The sequence below is a fragment of the Anaerozeibacter quisquiliarum genome (genome assembly GCF_051162045.1).
GTDB lineage: Bacteria > Bacillota > Clostridia > Christensenellales > Aristaeellaceae > Anaerozeibacter > Anaerozeibacter quisquiliarum.
This window is the reverse complement of sequence record NZ_JBISDI010000072.1, coordinates 1-3,519: the sequence shown is the minus strand read 5'-3', so window position 1 is coordinate 3,519 and position 3,519 is coordinate 1. Positions and strand designations below refer to the sequence as shown.

The following is a 3,519-nucleotide window of genomic DNA, read 5'->3' as shown; positions in this document are numbered from 1 at the left end:
CCAAGCGGACATTAACGATCTTCGGCGGTTCTACGACGACTACAAGAGTGATATGCAAGGCTTCATTGACTTGCTTCGGGAAAACCTGACCGAGGTCTACCCAAAAATCAGCACCAAGGAATACGAGGACAAACTTGCTCTTCTGGAAAAGCTGGTGGAGCGTAATCTGCAAAAGATAGCTGACAAAATCAAGGAGCCGTCCTTAATCGCCGCCCTCGACAATAATGCCGTAAAGACCGTCCGCGAGGAACTGAACGCCCTGATTGAGGGCTTCAACAAACAGATTCAAACAAACAACGACATAGTCGGTGCGAAGCGTGACAAGAAGAATGAGTGCATCGAGAATGTTTGGCAACTTATTGCATTCACGCTTCAAACAGAAATATCGGATTACAGGACGCGGCGCAAGGCTCTTGACGACGAAGTAGCTTCCCTCACTAGGCTAATCACCGACGGCGACAAGGCGGCGCGAGCTTTAGGGCAGGAGATCGCCGAACTCAATAAAAAAATCGTCAGCACCGCCCCGACCATGAAGAGCATCAACGACCTGCTTCGTGATTCAGGTTTTCAGGGTTTTTCCCTGCGTGAGAAGCGTGGGCATCCGAATGTTTATGAAGTGGTTCGCCAAGACGGGCAAGTTGCTGAAAAGCTCAGCGAGGGCGAACGGAACTTCATAGCCTTTCTGTACTTCTATCACCTCGTGCGCGGCGGACACGCTGACACCGACGTGAGCAAGGATAAAATCGTTGTAATCGACGATCCGGTTTCCAGCATGGACAGCAGCGTTCTTTTCATCGTAAGCACCCTCGTTCGGGAGATGGTCGAGGTCTGCCGCAATAACGCCGACTACTTGGACAATCAAGTCGAGGGCGATTACATCAAGCAGATTTTCATCCTGACCCACAATGTCTACTTCCACAGGGAGATAACCTACAACCAGACCCACCGCTACAGATGCGTGTCGTTTTACACGGTCAGCAAGGCGAGCAATAACTCGACGATTCGGCTCTGCACCCGTCAAAGTCAGAAGGTGCCTACTGAGCAGGAGAATTTCAACCCCGTACAGAATTCCTACGCAGCACTTTGGAGCGAGTACCGTGAAGTGGACACCTCAATTCCGCTGATGAACGTCATACGCCGTATTCTGGAATATTATTTCATGCAGCTTTGCGGCTACGACGGCATAGATATTCGCAAACGGGTCCTGGACGAGCATAGAGACAAGTTTATTGAACTGGTGGAATGCGGACAACCCGACTACACGAAGTATCACCTCGCATCGGCGATGCTGTCCTACATCAGCGCAAATTCCGTTGGTTTCAGCGACGGATTGAACTATGTGGACGACTGCGCCGACATCCATCTATACAGGACGGTCTTTAAACTGATTTTTGAAGCCCTACAGCAGGAACAGCACTACAACATGATGATAGGCGAGGAAGCGGAATGATTTCCGTATATAACGTAATAAGTACTCTATCGGAAGGGAGGTCTTTTCATGGCGGCAAGAATTGACGCAACTATTAATAAAGAAACCGTCAGCTTCATTTGTACGAGGATTGGTATCACAACTGCTTTCCTCGCACAAAGAACTGGGCTTGCCGAGGATAAGGTTGGCTCATGGCTTGATGTTTCAAGCGATGCTTACCCAACCTTAAATCAGGCAAAGGCTCTCGCAAAAGTCCTGAAAATCCCGTTTGCTGGTCTGTATATGCATAAAGACAACCTTCCGATCAAACAGTTACCTTTGCTGCGCAATTTGCGAAGATTGCCAGAAGCGTTATCCGACAGCAGTTCGTTGAATCTGGCGGTTGTCGAACTGATTCGTTATCATGATTTCCTGACATCGGCTGAATCTGAGTTGAAAATCACTACCTCGCCATTGGTTCTACCTTCAATTCCTGATATGGCAAGCGCAGCGGTGTACGCGAGACAAATTAGAGCTTTTTACGGACTGGAATTGAACAAACAGTTTAAGCTGCAGTCTGCCCGTCAGTTTTATTTATATATTCGCCAGCAGATTGAAAGTAAGGGCATCTTCGTTCATTGTTTTACTGGTGTTGATGTTGAAGTAGCACGAGGCATCTCCATTTTCAATGAAACCACGCCAATTATCGGAATCAACGATAATGACCGTTATCCGGCAAAGACGTTTTCCATCATCCACGAATTAGTTCATATCTTGAAAAAGCAGTCCACACTGTGCAATGAGATGTTTGCTTCGTTCTCAGAGCAGGACGAGGAAGTGTTCTGTAATGCTGTTGCCGGTGAGGTGCTTGTGCCGGCAGCTTCATTCAACATCGTTTTATCCGCACAAAATATAACCAGTTTCAGCGTGGATACCATTGGAGCTATTGCCAAGAGATACAGCGTCAGTAAAGAGGTCATCACTCGGAGACTGTACGATACGAGGCGAATTTCGAAGGATGAGTACGACACTTATGCTAATGAAATCAGACAGAATTTTGAGAATGAAAAACAAGCACAGAAAATTGCCCGGCAGGAAGGCAGGGCTCCCCAAATTGCAAAATTGCCATCCCGCGAAGCGGTTGACAAAACAAGCCCAACAATTTGCAAAGTGTTGCTTCTTGGATACAGTGACGGCTATTTTAGCAAACAGGAGGTATCGGGGCTACTCGGAATAAAAGAGAAGCACATACCTAAATTCTTGACGGAGGTGGCGAAATGGTGACGCTCACTTACGGAGAACAATATACGCTGATACCGCCTTCGTATCGCTACATAATCGACACCTGTTCGATTCTTTCCCAAAAGGCAGACGAACCTCACCGTCGTACCGTATACAGCACATTGTGGCAGAACATCGACGAAATGATAAAGTCGAAAACGATAGTCATCTGCTCTGAGATAGAGGATGAAGTTGAGGATGATGCGTTAAAGTTATGGCTTCAACAGAACGGGTGCGAGGTCTTGTCTGTAGACGCAGTAGTTCAGCAGAATGTGACGAAAATTGTAAATGAACATCCAGAATTGCTGAGCTTTTCAAACATGAAGTCATCTGGCGACGCATTTCTCATTGCCACCGCCATGACGTATCATATCGCCGTGATTACAGAAGAAAATAAGGACTCGCCGAAAAAAATCCCGAAGATATGCTCGTCGTACAGCATCCCGTGCTTTAATGTGACCGAATTGGCTGAGCAGGAAGGCTGGACATTCTAATGTAAAAATGGAAACCCATGGATGCCAGCATAACCCGGCATTCATGGGCGTTTGGTATTTTGTCCATAAGGCGTGCCTGCATCGGCATAGACGCCCGCATAGCGCCATCCAGGGTTTCTCTGGATCTTCTCGCTGTAATAGCTCACCTGCGCCGACAGCGAGTGGAGCATGGTATCCTTTTCCAGCGACACCCGGGCGTATGCCGCCACATTCATGAGGCGCGGCGGCTGGGGCAGCGCCGGGTTCAGTTTCCGTATGATTCGGGCCATTGTCAACCCCTCCCTTCGACTGTCTGTGTTATAGGAAGGGTCGCGGAAAGACAAGGCTTTTCATGGC

The 3,519-nt window shown here is 48.1% G+C and carries 4 protein-coding genes; 3 read left to right on the top strand and 1 reads right to left on the bottom strand.

Translation table 11 applies throughout. From position 1 onward, the window contains the following. The 3 genes from ACH6CV_RS17950 to ACH6CV_RS17940 all read left to right on the top strand — a co-directional run. Nucleotides 1-1,450, top strand: a 1,450-nt coding sequence (locus ACH6CV_RS17950; RefSeq protein ID WP_456359592.1) for an AAA family ATPase, incomplete at its 5' end; no start/stop codon positions are given. Between the two features lie 48 nt (nucleotides 1,451-1,498). Next, nucleotides 1,499-2,692: an ImmA/IrrE family metallo-endopeptidase gene (locus tag ACH6CV_RS17945; RefSeq protein WP_456359591.1), complete on the top strand. Its 1,194-nt coding sequence runs from the start codon at nucleotides 1,499-1,501 to the stop codon at nucleotides 2,690-2,692. Beyond that, nucleotides 2,686-3,183, top strand: a complete 498-nt coding sequence (locus ACH6CV_RS17940) for a DUF4411 family protein (protein ID WP_456359590.1) — start codon at nucleotides 2,686-2,688, stop codon at nucleotides 3,181-3,183. The genes ACH6CV_RS17945 and ACH6CV_RS17940 overlap by 7 nt, the downstream gene beginning before the upstream one ends. 41 nt (nucleotides 3,184-3,224) lie before the next feature. Here the strand turns inward: ACH6CV_RS17940 and ACH6CV_RS17935 are convergent, their stop codons facing one another. Then, complete coding sequence (locus ACH6CV_RS17935) at nucleotides 3,225-3,452, bottom strand: hypothetical protein (RefSeq protein ID WP_456359589.1); 228 nt, start codon at nucleotides 3,450-3,452, stop codon at nucleotides 3,225-3,227. Between the last annotated feature and the right edge of the window lie 67 nt (nucleotides 3,453-3,519).

Bases quoted from the DNA above. Each gene is read 5' to 3' on its own strand.
- ACH6CV_RS17945 (WP_456359591.1), top strand. From the start codon at position 1,499: ATGGCGGCAAGAATTGACGCAACTATTAATAAAGAAACCGTCAGCTTC.
- ACH6CV_RS17940 (WP_456359590.1), top strand. From the start codon at position 2,686: ATGGTGACGCTCACTTACGGAGAACAATATACGCTGATACCGCCTTCG.
- ACH6CV_RS17935 (WP_456359589.1), bottom strand. From the start codon at position 3,452: ATGGCCCGAATCATACGGAAACTGAACCCGGCGCTGCCCCAGCCGCCG.